A 17966-nucleotide genomic window follows, 5' to 3' on the forward strand; every position below is an offset into this window, starting at 1 on the left:
TTATCATTATCACATGAAAAATACTCGCGAAGCCCGTGCCCTTTATTTAAATCACATTTACTTTTTTTTCATGTGGTTTCTTTTCACAAGCGGGAAATGTTTCGCTCAATTTGAAGGTGAAATCATGATGTCTTTCAATACCGCCACTAACATCCCAAATGCATCGAAAGGCAATTTGAAATTGATTTTATCAAAGCAGGGGGTAAGAATCGAAAGCGAAATGAACGCTGAACTTCAAACAGGAGAAAAAAGAATCATTCGATCGGTTGTTCTTTCTGCAGCTTCAAACCCAAAAACACTTATTGTACTCGACGCCGACCAAAAACAATATTTCGAGTTGGATATGGGATCGATGGAAGAACAAATGGAAGCGATTACAGGAAATCAAGATCCTGAAGACATTGAAGCCAAAAAACTTGGAAAGGAAAAAATTGGGAATTACGAGACTGAGCATCTTGAAATCACTAACAAAAATTCCGGACAGGTCACCGAAATGTGGATAGCACCAAAACTTATGTCTTATGATACTTTTTTGAAAACGCAATTGGGGATCATAAGAGTACAAATGGGAGGTTTTGGAAAGGCAATTCAAAAATTAGGCATTGATGGCTTTCCGATTAAAATCAAGAATGCTGCCTTAACATTGGAAGTTACCGCGATAAAGAAAGGAAAAGTATCCAAAGAAAAGTTTTCTATTCCAAAAGGATACAAGCAAAGTGAAGCGAATCCTCCGGTTCAAAATTAAAGATGATATTTCAAGCCGCGTGAGGAGAGGCACTTTGGGTGACGGAAAGTTTGTTAGATAAACCCAAATGCGTATCTTGCAAGACGATTCACCTCATCATTTAGTTTTGAAGCAAACACAAGTAACAGAAAACCGTTATGTCCGGGAACAAATACTATTTCTACTCTGAAGAAGAGTGTCGATATATTGAAGTTCGGCGAAATTATGCTTCGCTCTTTGGGAAAGCAGCCGTCGTATTGATTCTTTCTGCTGCTTTGGCCGGTGGATTTATCAAATTTTATGGTGGAAAATATTTCGCTGATGCAAAACAAAAGCAGTTGGAGGCTGAAATCGTTCGCCTTACAGATCGTCTGAATATGGTTAGTCAAAGTTTGGCACAAATCAGTGAAACCGGAAATAAATTAAGAAACGCAGTTAATCTTCCACTACAATCGGTTGAGGAAATTGCTTTTGGTCGAGGCGGAAACCGGAGACATTGGCAAACCGAAAGCACCGAGCTTGCAATGCTGAATGAATCCTCAAATCAACTTGCTCAATTAGAGCTTCAAATCAAAGAGCAAACGGATAATATCTCTGAAATTTTGGAAAAATATGAGCAGAATAAGCGGTTTTTTGCATGTCTTCCAGCGATTCGTCCGGTAGCAGGTGATAAAACCAGCGACTTCGGAATGCGACTTCACCCCATTTACAGAATTATGAAATTTCATAGCGGGCAAGATTTTAGTGCACCACTTGGAACCGATGTTTATGCAACCGGCGATGGAATTGTAGAAACCTCGGGTTTTATGGATGGTTATGGTATGGTAGTGATCATTAACCACGGATTTGGTTATAAAACCGTCTATGCACATCTTTCAAAAACGCTTGTGAAGGAGGGCACTTCGGTTCAACGTGGCCTACGAATCGGGCTGTCGGGCAATAGCGGCATTTCAGAATCTCCTCATCTTCATTATGAGGTGATTAAAAACGGAAACAAAGTCAATCCCTCGCAATTCTTTTTCGATGATATGACTCCGGCTGCTTACAACACAGCCTTGAAAACCACGCTTTTGTCAGGAATTCCTGAAGAAAACGCCGATGTTCAGAATCCGACTCCTTTGGATGGAAGTAACATTGGTCACTAACCAAATGACCGCTCGAATTAAGTAAGCCCCCAGTTACTTTTATGATAATTCATTCGAGAAAAGGAAACCCAAAAAATTTTTGTTTTTTACTTGTGAATTTGAACCCCAAGCACTACTTTCGCGTAAATTTTTGAAGTTTCCTTGAAATCAATTTGTGGTCAAATTGGTTTTGTCACTTTTAGGAAGATTAAACTTCAAGTCATTTCTTTAAACCCAAGTGAATCTTTACGAGAATATGTATTGGAATTTAGACTTAGCAAGATATTTGGTTGACGCACCTTGGCCGGCAACAAAAGATGAATTGATTGATTACGCCGAGCGCATTGGTGCTCCAAATGAAGTGATCAATAATCTTCAAGAACTTTCAAGCGAAGAGCCCTTTGAAAGTATTGAAGAAGTTTGGCCTGATTACCCGACAAATGAAGACTTCTATTATAACGACGACGACTCGGACAATTACTAATTGCTCTTTGGTTTCATTTTGACTTATTCATCTCGATGGTCTTTTGCCTTGCCTTTCCGTATTGGCTTTTAGTCAAGAAAAAAAGGCATGATAATTTTCCCCCTCATTTCCCAAGCCCGGTTCGTGTATTGTTCATTGTTTTTTTATTGAATATTTTTCTTCTCTTCACCAATTGGGTAAAACCAATCGTAGCTCAAGAGACGCCTCACGATACGATACAACACCCCACCATAACGAGATATATCAAAACCCCCACAAAATCAAAAAGTTCAGACCCAAAAGCCGTGTACATAAGCGATTTAAAGATCGTTGGAAATAAAGCTTTTACTTTGGAAACATTGAGTAGCGAGCTTCAAACAAAAGAGAACACTGCTTATTTAGGATTCTTCAAGTTATGGCGAGATGTCAATAACATCATGAAACTTATTTTTCCGGATTCCAGCGGGGCTCAAAGTTGGGCCCTTGAAACATTCGGCGAAGTACCAAGAACTTTAGACCGAAGTGCTTTTGAACTTGATCTCGTTAGATTAAAAGAACTCTATAACAATCTTGGTTATCCCTCAGCAAGAATCAAACCAATCTTAAATTTTAGTTCCGATTCCACCGAGGTGAAAGTCGTCATTGAAATTGACGAAGGAGCACCCTTAATTATCAAGGAAATCTATCATGAAGGAACAGAACAACTTGAATTGGGGCTTCGAAATGAGCTAAGGTCGCAATCGTTGCTAAAAAATGGAATGGTTTACTCTGCAAAAGAAATCGTCAGAGAGCGAAATCGTATCGTATCTTTTTTTCAAAAGAATGGATATATCGAATTCACCCCCGATTCAATACGGGTGGTGAATTATGTTTCAAGAGCAGCGTCTAATTGTGAATTATACTTTAAGATTAACTTGACCGAGCGACTGAAGGCGGGTTATACCAATGTGGTGATAACAAACCCAGACGAAAGTGAAGGGGATCTTATCGTAACAGAATATGATACCCTTCAAGGTGTCGCATTTAAGTTCATAGGAGATAAAGTGGTTTCGCCCCTATTGGTCGAAAGAAACATCAGTTTCAAACCCAATGATATCGCCTCTGTTGATTCGCGAAATGAAACCTTAAGAAGAATAGGTGCAGCTTCAATTTTTGAAAACCTTAACTTCAGAAGCGACTCTTCTTATAACGGTTATCTTTATTCAACAATTGAATTAATACTTGCCCCAAGGCATCAATTCTCTTTTAAGCCGCAATTGGATAGTCGAAATGAAGTACCAAATCTCTCACTTACTTCAAGCTATGTCAATCGAAATTTATTTGAAGGAGCAGAGTCATTTAAGGCTGAAATTGCGGGCGGGTTGCAATTGACCATTCCTCAGCAAACTCAAGGCCAAAATGTTTTCGGAGACATCATTTATAACTTCGACGGTCGACTCGAATTTGGTGTGCCCTATTTTTACAATGCACAAAATCGACTTCTCTCATCATTGCAATACAGCATTCAACAGCTACAAAATTTTAGGTTTGAATTTGCGCGATTTCGGATTAGAGGAAATATTTATCCGAACAACTTCCAACAAATTACGCTTGATATGGTGGATGTCGAGTTCGTTGAACGAAGCACCGGAGTCATTGCGACTGATTCGACCTTTATTATCGTCACCAATGCACTTACGCTTGCCAATCGAATAGAATTTCTTTTTTCAAATCTCGATGAATTGGATCGAGTGTTAGATGTGAAGCTTTTTACTTCAGTCGAACTTGCAGGATTAATTCCTTATGCGCTAGATGTGCTTGTAGAAAAGAACGCCAATGATGAGCTTGAAAAGCCGCTTGCGCGATTATTTGGCATTCAATACAACCAATTCGCGAGGCTGAATGCACAAGTAAGCCTTTCTAAGAATATTTTAGGTGAAAGTGCTACTGCAGTTAAGTTTGCCATTGGCTATCTTGTTCCTTACTTACGAAGTTTAAATGATTCAACTCAAACACCACCTGAACGGCAATTTATTGGGGGCGGTCCGAACGGGCTGCGCGGCTGGCCGTTTGCTGGTATTGGCCCCGGTGGAACATCTGTATTTACAGATCCTTTAAAGGCCGGTCGAGGAGATATTCGATTTGAGGCCAGTTTGGAGCAGCGGTTAAACTTTTTCTCTCTCTTCGGGTTTCCCGCAGGCTTAGTTCTTTTTGGGGATATTGGCAATGTCTGGAGTCGTGAAGGGGAAAACTCTCTATCGCTTGAAAACTTTGTTACTCAAATGGGGTGGGATGTGGGGATTGGAATCAGAATATATACACCAATTGGGCCGATCAGGTTTGATTTTGCTTATCGCGTGTACGACCCTACCCAGCCTGAAGGGCAACGGTGGCAAATCAGTCAATGGCAATTGGGATTTACAGGAGCAAACGGCGTATCGTTTAACTTCGGTATCGGTGAAGTTTTCTAATAATTGAATATGAAAAGAAATATTGTTGCGCCATCAATACTGGCAGCGGACTTCACCAAATTGGGTGAAGAAATTAAACTGGTCGAAAACGCCGGGGTGGAGTGGATTCATGCCGATGTGATGGATGGGCACTTTGTGCCAAATATTTCATTTGGTCCTTTTATTATTGAATCGGTTCGAAGGGCAACAAATCTTACCATCGATACACACTTGATGATTGAAAATCCTGATCAATATATCAAAGCCTTTATTGATGCCGGTTCAAATCATATTACCGTTCATCAAGAAGAAGTCAAACACCTACACCGCACAATTGAACTCATTCATTCACTGGGCGCGAAAGCGGGGGTTTCACTTAATCCTGCAACTCCGGTTGCAACACTTGAAGAAATTCTTCCAATGATTGACTTGGTGCTGATTATGTCGGTTAATCCCGGGTTTGGCGGACAATCGTTTATTGAATCTTCGTATGAAAAAGTCAAGAAACTCAATCAATTAAAAATGGAATTGAACCCCGAGCTCATCATTGCAATCGATGGAGGTATCAGTGAAAAAAATGCTTCAAAAGTTCGGGAAGCCGGTGCAGAGGCACTTATCGCAGGTTCAGCAGTATTTAAATCTAAAGACCCAATTGAAGCGGTAAAAAAATTGCGATAAGAAAATCATGATTTCATCTATTAAAGGGATTATCGAAGAAAAATCGCAAAATGAAGTTGTCATAAATATTGGTGCTCTTTCGCTTCAGTTGCAGATTTCTCAAACAACTTTTCAGTCTTTGCCTGAAGTTGGAGAAACTGCAAAGTTAGTGACTTATCTTCATGTCAGGGAAGACGCCTTGATTTTATTTGGATTCTCAGGTGACGAAGAGCGCGCCCTATTTAAGTTGCTTTTAAGTGTTTCAGGCGTTGGACCAAAAATGGCGCAAACCATTCTTTCCGGATTAAATCCGATTGAACTTCGAGAAAGTATCATCTCAGCGAATACGCATCGATTGACAGGTATATCGGGCGTAGGGAAAAAAACAGCCGAAAGAATTATTCTTGAATTAAGAGATAAAATTACAAAACTTGAAATTCGATCATCACTTTCAGTTGAATCAACAGGTTCTCTTTCATCAGCTCGAAACGACGCCTTTTCAGCGTTGCTCTCGTTAGGATTCACAAAACATGCTGCCGAGAAGTCACTTCGATTGGCAATTTCAGAAAACCCAACGGCTTCGGCTGAAGTGTTAATTCGACTTTCACTCCGTTTCGCACAATCAGAAAAGGGGTAAAATTTATTTGTACTTTTAGTGAAACTGGTTTAATTTGGATTAATAATTGAGATAAATGAACCGAATCTCAGAAGGTGCTATCTACTAGCAACCGAATTGAAACCGTTCCAATCAAATACCTTAATCATTAATTCAGTAATTCGTTAACGGAACCTGTTGAAGCCTCTGTTGGTTTTTATCGCAGAACACGGTTTCTACCAAGAAGATCCAACGCAAGGAAAAAATTCGTTTTGAATCACTGAATTTCAAAATTGATCTAAACTCATTTCCAAAAAGAAAAAACATCGATTCCCTAAAGTATCCATTTGTCTAAAAAGCCCTTCGAAGTGTTTTTGCTTCACTTTAATTTAACTATCCTTTATAATCTTCAGTTACACTTATGCCAAATTCAATGATGAACCCACCCTCATCCTCGGGTCAAAATGCTCCCTTTAATGGTTTAGATATCAATGTTCTTCAAAAAAGGAAAGTTGCGGATTTGACCGCCTTAGCGAAAGAAATGGGCATTGTTACAACAGGGTTAAAAAAAGACGAGCTCATTTTCAAAATTATAGAAGTTCAGACCCTCAAATCAGAATCACCGGGAGCAGACGGAAAAGAAAGCGGTGTGGTTGTCGTCAATAAAGGTGTTTTACAAACCATATCTGACGGATACGGCTTTCTTCGCTCAGCCAATTACAATTACTTGTCCTCACCAGATGATATTTATGTCTCTCCCTCTCAAATTAAACGGTTCAATATGCGTACCGGAGATACCGTTTCCGGACAAGTTCGTGCTCCAAAAGAGGGCGAACGCTTTTTTGCACTTCTCAAAATTGAAACAATCAATGGCTTCGAACCTGAGGCCATTCGTGATAGAACCCACTTCGATAACCTAACGCCGCTTTACCCGCAAGAGCGATTCAGATTAGAAACCACGGCTAATGAGCATTCAACTCGCGTAATGGATATTTTTATTCCTATTGGAAAAGGGCAGCGAGGCTTGATTGTTGCACAGCCTAAAACCGGGAAAACCATTCTACTCCAAAAAATCGCGAACGCCATCGCAAAAAATCACCCTGAGGTTTATTTAATCGTCCTTTTAATTGATGAAAGACCTGAAGAAGTGACGGATATGGAGCGAAACGTGCAAGCGGAAGTGATTTCCTCAACCTTTGATGAAGAGCCCGAGCGTCATGTTCAGGTGGCGGATATGGTGCTTGATAAAGCGAAGCGTCTTGTGGAGTGTAAACGCGATGTCGTGATTCTTCTTGATTCAATTACAAGATTAGCAAGAGCACACAATACCGTCATTCCTCACTCAGGGAAGATTCTTTCAGGCGGTATTGATTCCAATGCATTACACAAGCCCAAAAGATTTTTTGGTGCTGCTCGAAATATTGAAGAAGGAGGAAGCCTTACCATTATTGCAACCGCGCTGGTTGATACCGGATCAAGAATGGACGATGTGATTTTCGAAGAATTCAAGGGTACTGGAAATATGGAACTCTTGCTTGATCGGCGATTAGCTGAACGTCGCGTATTTCCGGCAATCGATATTTTACGCTCAGGCACAAGAAAAGAAGAACTCTTGCTCACTCAAGATGAACTATCACGAATGTGGCTGCTTAGAAAATACTGTGCCGATAAAAACCCAATCGAAACAATGGAATTTGTATTGGATAAACTCGGTGAAACCAAAAGCAATACCCAATTTTTTAAGATGATGAACGCTTAAGAAGTTTGGAAAAAAATTTAACGAAAGCCTGATTTTTCAGGCTTTTTTTATTCGCCGATAAATGTCAAGCGAAGTGGAACAAGCGGTTGACGGGGGTTGTCTGTTTCTATGGTAAGCAAGGCTTGAGAAAATTCTTCACCCGTACCTTGAATTTTAACCTCAAATACAAAAGATTCTGACGCTAAAACATTCGCGGACTTTGGAAGAGTGAATTTCAATTCGGGTGAATTCGATTGAATGGATTTCACTTTTATCGGATACCCGGCTCGATTCGCCATTTCAATTTTAATCGTTTTATTTTCGCCCTTCTTAATTCTTCCAGCCCAAGCTGACATTCCCCCTCCGATATAGTCAAGGTCGGTTGAAACCTTTGCATAAAAAGAAAATTGAGAGTACTTCTCTCGTGAGTTCGCGTAAATTCCTACCGTCTTCTTGACTTCACCTAAAAAACCCGTTGGGTCAAAAGAGAGTGACACTTGTTGAGACTCAGCAGGTCTGAGGCTGTCTTTTGGTAATTCTGCTGCAGTACAGCCGCAAGAGGGAGTTAATTTGAGAATCTTAAGCGTTTCATTGCCGACGTTTCGAATCTCAAAAGATAGTGATGCGGCTTTACCAAGGTAGATTGTTCCTAAATCAACTTCCTTTGGAGAAACTTCTAAAATAGGTTGTGCGACGATTGAAACGCCTTTGAAACAAGAAAACGCGACGAAAAGCGAAATCAATTTCGATAGTTTCAAAATCTGTATTGAAACAAGTTGGTTAATCAAGTGATGAAATTTCTTCCTCAAGTTGTTGCTTACGGTAGAGTTCAGAGTAGTAACCATTAGCATTAAGCAATGTATCATGAGAGCCTGATTCGACGATTTTTGAATCATGTAAAACAAAGATAACGTCACAGTTTTTTACGGTTGAAATTCTATGACTGATAAGGAGAATGGTTGATTCACGGTCGCTAAAGAGATGACTTAAAATGGTATCCTCTGTTTTGGTATCGACTGCCGAAAGCGAATCATCAAGTATGAGTATTTTTGGATGACGTAACAGTGCTCGCGCGATGGCCGTTCTCTGTTTCTGCCCACCTGAGAGCGTAATTCCTCGCTCACCCAACATCGTCGAGAATTGGTCGGGAAAGTCTTTCACATCGTCATAGAGCGATGCTTCTTCCGCCGCTTTTTTTACAAAGGCGAAGTCAGAGTAAGGAGAATCTGGCGACACGCCAAATGCAATATTATTTTGAACAGTATCTGAAAAGAGAAAGTAATCTTGAGGAACAAATCCAATGTTGTTTCTAAGCACGGAAATCGGAAAATCTTGGATTCGGCGGCCGTCTATCAATATCTCCCCGGAGATTGGCTCAATAAGACGAGGAATGAGATGAACAAAAGTAGATTTTCCGACACCCGTTGCACCAACAATCGCAGCACGAGCACCTTTCTCAATCTTAAATGAGATGGAGTCGAGAACCTTTTTTGAAGGATTAGAGGGATAGGAATAAGAAACAGATCGGAATTCAATCGCACCGTGGATCTCCTTGAGACTTACATCCGTATGAACAGTATCGCGAATGCTTGGCTTGAGTAGCAAAATTTCATTTAAGCGTTTTTGAGAAGCCGCTGCTCGTTGAATGATATTGGTCACCCAGCCTATCGAAATCAATGGCCAAGAAAGCGTCAGGACATAAATCAAAAATTGGACAATCGTTCCAAGTGAAATTACACCTTCGATAACTTGGTTACCACCAACAAAAATCACAAGCATAATCGAAAACCCAATCAAAGCCGTGATTGATGGGAAGAAGAGCGCTTGCAATTTCGCGAGAGTTAAATTTTTATGGTAGTACTCAGTATTAAGAGAAAGAAACGATTGAATCTCTGCGTCTTCACGAGTGTATGCTTTAACGATTCTCGCGCCCGATAAATTTTCTTGAACCTTTGAAGTAATGGCAGAGTACTTTTCTTGCAATTCCTGACTTCGATCATGAATTTTCTTTCCCAAAAAATAAACGATAAAGCTTATCAGCGGTGCAGGTAGCATAACAAAAAGCGTGAGCGAAGGTGAGATGGTAAACATTGCCGTTAGCGCAAAAATCAAACGAAAGAGCGTATTAGTAGAATACATGATTCCGGGCCCCAAATAGTTACGAACAGCATTCAAATCGTTTGTTGCTCTTGACATTAAATCGCCGGTGCTATTGGCTTTGAAGTATAAAAAATCGAGGGTTTGAAGGTGTGCATAAAAGTCGTTTTTAAGATCAAACTCTATTTTTCTAGAAACAACAATAATCGTTTGTCGAACGAGAAAAAGAAAAAATCCTGCAGCGGCAGAAGAAAGAACGCCAAAGAGAATGGTTGAATAAATATCCGGTAAGGCGAAATTTGGACGACCCAACGCGTCAACCGACTCTGCGACAAACTTAGGGGAAAGCACAAGAAAAAAATTTGTGCCAATAAGGAAAAAAACACCCAAAAGCAGTTCCTTCCAATAACGCTTGATGTATGGGTTTAAGGATTGAAGTTCTTTCACAAGGCTCCGAGTTTAAATTGAAAACATAATATAAAACAATCACGAAGCCTTGTACATTCCAAAGTGTTAAATCACTTTTGCTTCGTTTCTAAGCGCTTGAACAAGTTCAGCGGATGTTGAAAATAATTTTCCCGCAGATTTTTGCGCTGGCTTTTCAAGCTGAATCGATGCGGATTTTGCAGGATGAGAGCCAAGTGAAAGTGATTCAATAGGTTTGTTCTTTGCCATCATAATTCCTTTCATATTCGCGACTCGCGGAATGTTGAGGCCCTTTTGTGCGGTAACTAGAAAAGGGAAAGTAAGCTCTACAACTTCAGAACCGCCTTCGATTTCACGCCAGATTTTTGCCGAAGTTCCATCGGTTTCAATCTTGACGACCACTGTGACAGCAGGGAGATTCAAAAGTTCGGCTAACATTGGTCCAACTTGCGCGTCGTTATGATCCGTTGATTCCTTTCCCAAAAGAACTGTGTCTGGATTTCCGCCAAAGTGTTTTTGAATCGATTCCGAAAGAACGTGTGCTATGGAAGATGCATCATTTGCCTCAGATTTAATCAACACGGCATGATCCGCCCCAAGTGCAAATGCTTTTCTGAGATTAGTTTGAAACGAATCATCACCGATCGAAAAAACGGTTACTGTACCACCAAACTTCTCCTTCAGCTTAAGTCCTTCTTCTAAAGCGTATTCATCATAAGGGTTGATAACAAAATTAATCCCTTGTTTTTCAATTCCTTTGCCGTCGGGCGAGATGGTAATTCGTGAGGCGGTATCGGGTACTTGATTAATGCAAACTGCAATTTTCATATCTCTTCTAAATTAATTGGTGATGTTCGATAACCTTTTACTAACCTTTAGGAAAAGGTTGAAATGTACTCAGGCGTTTGATCCCTTGGAATTTGAAATATAGCGAGCCTTGATAATCTCATAAACCATTGGCAAAAGCGAAACGCCAATAATCCCAAAAACTACCAAAGAAAAATTCTTCTTCACTACTGGAATTGTACCAAAAAAGTATCCGGCAAGTGTCAAAGAAATAATCCAAACAAGCCCGCCAACAATATTGTAAATGATAAATTTAGAGTATGTCATTGCTCCCAAACCTCCGACAAATGGCGCAAAAGTTCTTACGATGGGAACAAACCTCGCAAGAATGATGGTCTTCCCGCCATACTCCTCATAAAAGGAATGAGTTTTATCAAGGTATTCCTTCTTAATAAATTTTGAAGGATGATTGATGAGATAATCGCCAAATTGATGCCCAATAAAGTAATTGACTGTATCTCCTAAGATGGCTGCAATACTGAGTAGAATAATGACCAATGTAATATCCAAAGCACCTGATACAGCAAGTGCCCCAACAGCAAAAAGCAAAGAATCTCCGGGAAGCAATGGTGTAACGACAAGACCAGTTTCACAAAAAATGATTGCAAAGAGAATGGCATAAAGCCAGATGCCGTAGTCTTGAGAAAGACCAAACAGGTGCTTATCAAGATGTAAAACGATATCAATAAAACTGCGGATAAATTCCATAAATGAATTCATGTTGAAAAATGACGCGCGAAGATACGAATATGAGTTGAATCGAAGAATGGAATGTCAATTGTTCTAAAAAAAATCGAAGTGAATTTTATGATTGTGTTTACGCGTTAAGATGGTTATCTTAAAAAAATTTTTTTAATTCAAATAGGAATCAAATATGAGTGCACTTTTGGATCAAGCAGCGGTTGAAACCAAACCGGGGTTTCTTAGCCTCACTGAAGGAGCTATTCGCGAAGTGAAGCGGATTTTAGAGTCAAATAAAGTTCCCGAATCGATGCGACTTCGGGTTGGTGTTACTGGTGGAGGATGTTCAGGAATGAGCTATCAATTGGGCTTTGACCAGCAACGCGAAAACGATGAAGTTTTGTCCATTGGTGGGCTTGAAGTGCTTCTTGATAAGCGTCATGCAATTTATTTAATGGGAACAGAAGTTGACTTTGTTGACGGTTTGCAAGGAAGAGGATTTGAATTCAAAAATCCAAATGCAAAAAAAACTTGTGGTTGTGGCAGTTCATTCTCTGCGTAACGTTTTTTCTCGAAACCAAGCAAAAGTATATGGAGGGGCGTCTTAAACGCCCTTCTTCTATTTATGATTGATTTGAATCGATGATGATTTCGCCCTTCAAAGTTGTAAATGCTTTTCCACTCAAATTTACCCGATGCGCCATTAATTCAACTTGAATTTCTCCCCCGCGCTTCGAGGCTTGGAAGGCGTTGAATTTAGTTTTTCCTAATCGCTTGTTCCAATAAGTTGCTAAGGCGCAATGTGCCGAGCCTGTAACCGGATCTTCATTAACCCCGCTTGCAGGTGCAAAAAAACGCGAAAGAAAATCATAACCATTTTTTTCAGAGCTAAGCGTGGTAACAATAATGCCACGAACCGGTAACGCTCGAAGCGCATTGAAATCGGGGCTAAGTGATAAAAGAATTTCCTCACTTTCAACTTCAATAAGGTAATCGAATTTTGCTCGATGCGCCTTTGAAGCTTTCAAGCCCAAAGCTTTTGGAAGCATTTCTGGTATCTCAGCCTCTGAAGTTTCTATAGCAGGGAAATCCAAACTGATTGATGTTTCGAATTCATTTTTGTTTTGTGATGCAAAAAGCGCCCCGCTTCGGGTTTGAAATGAAGCCTTTTGATTTGTGTTTAATTTTCCAACTTCCCACAAAATATGAGCTGAGGCTAAAGTCGCGTGGCCACATAAATCAATCTCAACTTCTGGAGTAAACCACCTCAAATGATACATCCCTCCATTCAGAGGCACAAGAAAAGCCGTTTCTGAAAGGTTCATTTCCATAGCAATATTTTTTAAGACTTGATCTTCAGGAAATTCTTCCAAGAGACATACCGCAGCAGGATTTCCTTTGAAACGCGACGATGCAAAAGCATCTGCAATGTAAATCGGATAAGTTGACATGAATTAAACAATTAGAATTGACATTGAGTTAGAACTCAAAATGCAAAAGGAAATTCAAAAATGCATCACGAATATGTAGTTATTGGTTCAGGAATTGGCGGTCTTAGCGCGGCGGCCTTGCTTGCGAAGGAAGGTAAAGATGTACTTCTCATCGAAGCGGAATCGGCAATCGGCGGCTGTGCCTCTTCATATCACATTAAAAGACCCGATGGAAATAAATTTAAATTTGAATCAGGTGCAACCACAATCGTTGGTCTCGCCGAAAATCAGCCTTTAAGAACCCTCGAAGAAAAACTTGAAATTAAGTTTCCGGTTGTTGAACTCAATCCCTCAATGACCATTCACTTCAAACAATTTCAGGTAACCCGGGTCAAGGATAAAAATGCTTGGATAACAGAGTGTTTTCAAAAGTTTTTTTCTTCGTGTCCTGAACTCAAAAACAAGCACGATGAATTTTGGAACCTTGCCTTTTCACTCAATGATTTGGTTTGGAGAGTTTCAAAAACAAACGTATTGTTTCCACCACTATCAATTAGCGACCTATTGAGGCTTGCTCAAAACAACAAAATCACAGATTTCCCAAAACTGCGATTCCTCTTTGAATCAACACTTTCGGTGATGACTTCGTTTGGATTACATGTTTCTGATTCATTTGTGAGATTTTGCGATGAGCAGTTGATGATTACAGCGCAAGCGAAAACCGATCAAGTCCCGTTTCTTTATGCAGCTCCTTGTCTCACCTATACGAATACAGAAAACTTTTACGCCTACGGCGGAATGATTCGAATTGCAGAAACCCTACGCGAGAGCATTATTCAAAATGGAGGAAAAATAATCACTCGCCAAAAAGTTAATGGAATTCAGAGACGAAACAGCAGATTTATCCTTTCTTTAAGCAAAGGCTTTCTTACCGCCAAAAAAGTGATTTCAAATGCCACATTATGGAATACTTATGAAATGCTTGAAGATGCATTGAAACCAAAGCTCAAACATAATGTTGAACGCATTCCTTTTGGATGGGGTGCTTTCACAATGGGGATTGCTATAAATGATACACTTCATAAAAACCTAACCCTTCATCATCAATTCCATCTCGAGAGTAAAATCCCTTTTACCAATTCAGATTCATATTTCCTTTCACTCTCAATGCCGGATGATTTTGAAAGACACCCTGAGTCGATGCGGGTAATGGCAATTTCAACCCACACCAAAACAAATGAGTGGTTCAAAGAAGAAATGCAATACAAAGAGTCAAAAGCGGCTGTTGAAGAATTCATTTTGAGCGATTTAGAAACTCGAGGCATAGGCTTTTCGCGTGAATCAATTGTGTTTAAAAATTCCTCAACACCAAAAACTTGGCAAGATTGGACACATCGAAAGTTTGGGCGAGTCGGTGGTGTTCCGAATACACTATCGCGTTCTGTCTTTGAACTTACTGGTTCTAAAGGGTTGATTGAAGGACTCTATTTTGTTGGCGATACCGTTTATCCCGGTCAAGGAATAGCTGGTGTTGCGCTTTCAGGAATAAATGCCGTAGAGAGAATCAAAGCGGACGAATCGTGAAACGATGAAGAAAATTTTTTACGAATTAATGTTTTAAGGTTCGTTTTAAGCGTGCGATTCGTTGGAAAGATTCATCAATTCGCTTTTTTGATACCTTTCCAGAGGTCACCATATTTTTTATCGCTGCATGAGCTTTTGGAACTAGATTGGAATCATATACTAAATTATTCCCAAAAACCAGAATATCAACGCCAGCTTCGATAGCTAAATATAAAGTTTGTTCAAATCCAAATTGATCTGTTACCGCTTTCATTTGAAGGTCATCAGAAAAAATCACTTCCTTAAAATTCATTTTCTTTCGAAGGATACCTGAAACTACGCTTTGAGAAAGAGTTGCCGGATAAAGTGTATCCCAATTTCGATTGAATAAATGCGCGGTCATAACTGAAATTGAACCATTCTTTTCGATAAGCTTTGCAAAGGGAATTAATTCTATGTCACTCCAAGTTTCTGAGACATCTGTAACACCAAGGTGAGAATCATTTCTTGAGCTTCCGTGACCCGGAAAATGTTTCACAACGCTATGAATCCCTCGCTGCGCGGCCTCGTCAATAAAGATGGAAGCGTTGAGAATAACGGTATCGGGGTTGCCTGAAAAACTGCGTTCAATTTTTCCGATTACCGGATTATCAGGATTTTGATTAAGGTCGAGAACAGGCGCAAAATTGAGATTGAACCCTGATTCCATAAGGGATTTGGCTGTTAATGCAGCGTAATGTTTCGTCGAATCTCTGTTGGAAAGATTACCAAGCGAAGCCGCACTGGGAAAAAAGGGGAACCCGTATTTCATTTTCAAACGATTCACCTTCCCCCCTTCTTGATCAATGCCTTTCAGCAATCGAAGTGAAGTGTTCAAAAAGGTGATTGAATCAAGTCCCCTGAGCAACGCTTTCACTTGTGAGGGAGATGAAATATTTCGATAAGAAATTTTTCGTTCAACATCATAATCGAAGAGAATCACTGAACCTAAATGATAGGTTTGAATGTCTCGAATAACCTCTTTTGCCGAGTCAACATACATCCCTCGAAATCCTACGCAAAGCATTTGTCCAATCTTGAAATCAAGACTATCAATTTTCGAAATTCTTTTTTCAGGTTTTGCTTGTGAAAAGGTGATTGAAGAAAAATGAAATCCAATCAATAGAAAAGTCACAAAGACTTTATAGGATCGAAGCAAGAAGGTCATTTTAGAATATATTTTTCAGCGAACTTGTGAAGGAACTCCGGAACATTCATCCCAAAATAAATAAAGTCAGAGATTCCTTTTGAGACAAGCTCCTGCGCATTAGCTTGTTTTCCGGCTATTATGACTGGAACCGACTCTGGAATCAATGTGATAAATTTTTCAACCATTTGAAGATAAGACTCATCATTACTGCAAAAGACAATGCCGTCATAGCTTTCAAATTTGGGGAGAGACTCGTCTTCACTTATTCTTTCCGTTCTTATTCCTCCGGAAGCGAATACATCAGTAGCGAAATCGGCACGTGCAGATCTTTTCGCAAAATCACCATAAAGCAGTAACGCAACTTTTACCGGCGAGGAGCGCTGCTTTGCTGCATCAATTATCTTTAGGCGAATAGATTCAAATTCGAATGAGGGATTGAAATCTTCTTTGTTTGATTTCATTAAATCTTCACGGGGTGTTGGATCTTCATGTGAGTCGGCATACTTTGAAATCCCAACAAGTGCACGTTTTCTTTGTTGAAACTGTACATTTCTCTTTTTAGCGTATTCTCGTAGATCATTGCCAAACGATCCTTCCAAAAGACTTCTTGAAAGACCACCTTCTGCTTCAATCAGTAAAAACTTTTTCCAAGTTACTTCTGCGAACTGTTCTGTCGCTGTATCGAAAAAGTAAGAGCCTCTTGCGGCATCATTAACAAGACCGAGAAGTGATTCATGCCTTAAAAGCTGATGAATAAGAAGAGATAATCTCAATGAAGATTCAGTTTTATTGGAGAGTTTTGTGTCGTATGAAGGAAGAAAAATGGTATCGGCACCGCCGAGAATTCCGGCAAAACATGCAACCGTGGATCTAAGCACATTATTATGAGCATCGAAAATTGAAACCAAATGCTCCGGAATCGAAAAATGAATATGAAAAGTATTTGGTTTTTCTTGACTTTGAGATTGAATCGATTGGTTGAGTAAAGTCAAAAGAATCCGAAGCGCGCGAAGTTTAAGAATATCAAGATACAAACTGCCGGATGCGAACACTTCAAATCGAGGGGAAAAGTTTTGGATAGTCGAACGCAATGGATTTTCGATCAGGTGAGTGAAAACTTCTTTACACAAAAATAAAATCGAAGCAAGTTCATCACTCACAGAAGCACCCATTTTAACCAGTTCCATTGAAGAAATCCAAGGATTGATTACATGAGCGTTTTGAAGTTCAAAGCAAGATTTGACATCACTTTCAAGGGTGATGAAAGGATAAAAGTGATGAGTCTTAATATTGAAGATCGGAGATGGTTCTAGTGAAAAACCTTGCAACTGAATTGGTGAAAAGAGATGACTTACCTTTAATTCATTGCCATAAAGAAAATTTGGGTTTAGGGTCTTGCTAACATTAGGTCTTTGGTCTGAGAAATGCTTAAGAATGATTTCTGAACATCCCAAGTCTTTTGCAGTCGATACAATGTGTGAAAGATGTTCATCTGTCGTTCGCAATAAATCAATAATCAGAACTGAATTCCATTGACTTGGAAAAGAAGTTGCCTTAAGGAGAGTTTGAAATTCAGGTGAAAGTTTATTGCTCGAATTAAAGTAAGGTTCAAAGGAAATGGACTGTTCTGTTTCCCATAAAAGGGTTTTGAGGGCATCATTTCCAGAGGCTCGTTTCAATTCTTTAGCAACTAAATCGTAAAAGTCATTTTTGTTGATTTGAGGAAAAAACGGGTATTCATTCAAGGTGGAATGTGACATATGAACTCCTATAAATGTTAAAATATACCCTAAAGTTAATTGAAGGATAATCAAATGAGGAAGGATTTTTTTTGGAATTAGAAAAGAAACGCTTGCTTTTAAAAAATTTTATTGGTATCATATACTTCATTCAACAACAAAACAGCGCTAATCATTAGCTGTATTCCACTCTATTTATCTCAAATTCGATTGAGAGAATAAAATGGAACCTTTTTATCATCAAATGTTTGATAGAAGGAATAGT

16 protein-coding genes are annotated in these 17966 nt (G+C 39.5%); 9 read left to right on the plus strand and 7 right to left on the minus strand.

Annotation, left to right across the window (positions count from 1 at the left end; genetic code table 11):
- The first annotated feature begins 13 nt into the window (after positions 1–13).
- From SFU91_12850 to rho, 7 genes are all read left to right on the plus strand, one after another.
- Entirely contained in the window at positions 14–745 is a 732-nt protein-coding gene (locus SFU91_12850) for a DUF4412 domain-containing protein (GenBank protein ID MDX2129914.1), read from the plus strand.
- 137 nt (positions 746–882) lie between these two features.
- Positions 883–1869, plus strand: a complete 987-nt coding sequence (locus SFU91_12855; GenBank protein ID MDX2129915.1) for a M23 family metallopeptidase — start codon at positions 883–885, stop codon at positions 1867–1869.
- A gap of 235 nt (positions 1870–2104) precedes the next feature.
- On the plus strand, positions 2105–2332 hold the full coding sequence (locus tag SFU91_12860) for a DUF2795 domain-containing protein (GenBank protein MDX2129916.1): 228 nt from the start codon (positions 2105–2107) through the stop codon (positions 2330–2332).
- 35 nt (positions 2333–2367) lie between these two features.
- Positions 2368–4761 (plus strand): BamA/TamA family outer membrane protein, encoded by a 2394-nt coding sequence (locus SFU91_12865; protein MDX2129917.1) that lies wholly within the window; start codon positions 2368–2370, stop codon positions 4759–4761.
- A 9-nt stretch (positions 4762–4770) separates the two neighbouring features.
- Positions 4771–5418 (plus strand): ribulose-phosphate 3-epimerase, encoded by a 648-nt coding sequence (gene rpe, locus SFU91_12870; GenBank protein MDX2129918.1) that lies wholly within the window; start codon positions 4771–4773, stop codon positions 5416–5418.
- A gap of 7 nt (positions 5419–5425) precedes the next feature.
- Positions 5426–6034 carry a Holliday junction branch migration protein RuvA gene (ruvA, locus tag SFU91_12875; GenBank protein ID MDX2129919.1) on the plus strand — a complete coding sequence of 203 codons (609 nt, stop codon included), beginning with the start codon at positions 5426–5428 and terminating at the stop codon, positions 6032–6034.
- Positions 6035–6425: 391 nt separating this feature from the next.
- Positions 6426–7751, plus strand: coding sequence for a transcription termination factor Rho (gene rho, locus SFU91_12880; GenBank protein MDX2129920.1), 1326 nt, complete (start codon positions 6426–6428; stop codon positions 7749–7751).
- A gap of 47 nt (positions 7752–7798) precedes the next feature.
- Here the strand turns inward: rho and SFU91_12885 are convergent, their stop codons facing one another.
- The 4 genes from SFU91_12885 to SFU91_12900 all read right to left on the minus strand — a co-directional run bounded on the left by SFU91_12885 (position 7799) and on the right by SFU91_12900 (position 11807).
- Positions 7799–8488: a DUF1573 domain-containing protein gene (locus SFU91_12885; GenBank protein MDX2129921.1), complete on the minus strand. Its 690-nt coding sequence runs from the start codon at positions 8486–8488 to the stop codon at positions 7799–7801.
- Between the two features lie 22 nt (positions 8489–8510).
- Positions 8511–10274, minus strand: coding sequence for an ABC transporter ATP-binding protein (locus tag SFU91_12890; GenBank protein ID MDX2129922.1), 1764 nt, complete (start codon positions 10272–10274; stop codon positions 8511–8513).
- A 66-nt stretch (positions 10275–10340) separates the two neighbouring features.
- On the minus strand, positions 10341–11081 hold the full coding sequence (locus SFU91_12895; GenBank protein MDX2129923.1) for an electron transfer flavoprotein subunit beta/FixA family protein: 741 nt from the start codon (positions 11079–11081) through the stop codon (positions 10341–10343).
- Positions 11082–11150: 69 nt separating this feature from the next.
- The gene (locus SFU91_12900) at positions 11151–11807 is read right to left on the minus strand and encodes a DedA family protein (protein ID MDX2129924.1); all 657 of its coding nucleotides are present in this window, start codon (positions 11805–11807) and stop codon (positions 11151–11153) included.
- A gap of 166 nt (positions 11808–11973) precedes the next feature.
- Here SFU91_12900 and SFU91_12905 point away from each other — a divergent pair, with 166 nt between their 5' ends.
- On the plus strand, positions 11974–12342 hold the full coding sequence (locus SFU91_12905; GenBank protein ID MDX2129925.1) for an iron-sulfur cluster assembly accessory protein: 369 nt from the start codon (positions 11974–11976) through the stop codon (positions 12340–12342).
- A 61-nt stretch (positions 12343–12403) separates the two neighbouring features.
- Here the strand turns inward: SFU91_12905 and SFU91_12910 are convergent, their stop codons facing one another.
- Complete coding sequence (locus tag SFU91_12910; GenBank protein ID MDX2129926.1) at positions 12404–13231, minus strand: PhzF family phenazine biosynthesis protein; 828 nt, start codon at positions 13229–13231, stop codon at positions 12404–12406.
- A 60-nt stretch (positions 13232–13291) separates the two neighbouring features.
- Between SFU91_12910 and SFU91_12915 the strand changes: the two genes are divergently transcribed.
- The gene (locus SFU91_12915; GenBank protein ID MDX2129927.1) at positions 13292–14794 is read left to right on the plus strand and encodes an NAD(P)/FAD-dependent oxidoreductase; all 1503 of its coding nucleotides are present in this window, start codon (positions 13292–13294) and stop codon (positions 14792–14794) included.
- A 25-nt stretch (positions 14795–14819) separates the two neighbouring features.
- Here the strand turns inward: SFU91_12915 and SFU91_12920 are convergent, their stop codons facing one another.
- Both SFU91_12920 and SFU91_12925 read right to left on the minus strand, forming a co-directional pair.
- Positions 14820–15980 carry a glycoside hydrolase family 3 N-terminal domain-containing protein gene (locus tag SFU91_12920; protein MDX2129928.1) on the minus strand — a complete coding sequence of 387 codons (1161 nt, stop codon included), beginning with the start codon at positions 15978–15980 and terminating at the stop codon, positions 14820–14822.
- A complete protein-coding gene (locus tag SFU91_12925) occupies positions 15977–17722 on the minus strand; it encodes a methylmalonyl-CoA mutase family protein (GenBank protein ID MDX2129929.1) in 1746 nt (581 codons plus the stop codon). The genes SFU91_12920 and SFU91_12925 overlap by 4 nt, the downstream gene beginning before the upstream one ends.
- Between the last annotated feature and the right edge of the window lie 244 nt (positions 17723–17966).

It is taken from the genome of Chloroherpetonaceae bacterium (assembly GCA_033763895.1).
GTDB lineage: Bacteria > Bacteroidota > Chlorobiia > Chlorobiales > Thermochlorobacteraceae > JANRJQ01.